The sequence below is a fragment of the Ectobacillus soli genome, from assembly GCF_042610425.1.
GTDB lineage: Bacteria > Bacillota > Bacilli > Bacillales > Bacillaceae_G > Ectobacillus.
The window spans coordinates 1-752 of sequence record NZ_JBGJZM010000013.1 but is presented as its reverse complement, the minus strand read 5'-3'; the positions used below and the strand labels follow the sequence as shown (position 1 = coordinate 752).

Genomic DNA, 752 nt, shown 5'->3' with positions numbered 1-752 from the left:
GTTTGTTTTGTTTAGTTTTGAGTGTTCAGTATAGTTGAATATCTCGTGAGTATGGGCCTATAGCTCAGCTGGTTAGAGCGCACGCCTGATAAGCGTGAGGTCGATGGTTCGAGTCCATTTAGGCCCACCATACTTTTACTACGGGGCCTTAGCTCAGCTGGGAGAGCGCCTGCTTTGCACGCAGGAGGTCAGCGGTTCGATCCCGCTAGGCTCCACCAAACAATGTTCCTTGAAAACTAGATAACAGTAAGTGTAAAGCATAAAAGTGTAACCTTTTTGGTTAAGTTAGAAAGGGCGCACGGTGAATGCCTTGGCACTAGGAGCCGATGAAGGACGGGACTAACACCGATATGCTTCGGGGAGCTGTAAGTAAGCAATGATCCGAGGATTTCCGAATGGGGGAACCCGCCATCTGTAATGNCCCGCCATCTGTAATGGGATGGTATCCTTATCTGAATTCATAGGGTAAGGAAGGCAGACCCAGGGAACTGAAACATCTAAGTACCTGGAGGAAGAGAAAGCAAATGCGATTTCCCAAGTAGCGGCGAGCGAAACGGAAACAGCCCAAACCAAGAGGCTTGCCTCTTGGGGTTGTAGGACGTTCTACATAGAGTTACAAAAGAACGAGGTAGATGAAGCGGCCTGGAAAGGCCCGCCACAGAAGGTAACGGCCCTGTAGTCGAAACTTCGTTCCCTCTTGAACGGATCCTGAGTACGGCGGAACACGAGAAATTCCGTCGGAATCCGGGAGG

The 752-nt window shown here is 50.1% G+C and carries 2 tRNA genes and 1 rRNA gene; all 3 read left to right on the top strand.

The window, feature by feature from the left end:
* Window positions 1–53: 53 nt before the first annotated feature.
* Window positions 54–130, top strand: a tRNA-Ile gene (locus ACAN53_RS18070).
* 12 nt (window positions 131–142) lie between these two features.
* Window positions 143–218 (top strand) — tRNA-Ala (locus ACAN53_RS18065).
* Between the two features lie 60 nt (window positions 219–278).
* Window positions 279–752: ribosomal RNA gene (locus tag ACAN53_RS18060) — 23S ribosomal RNA — on the top strand; the annotation flags it as partial.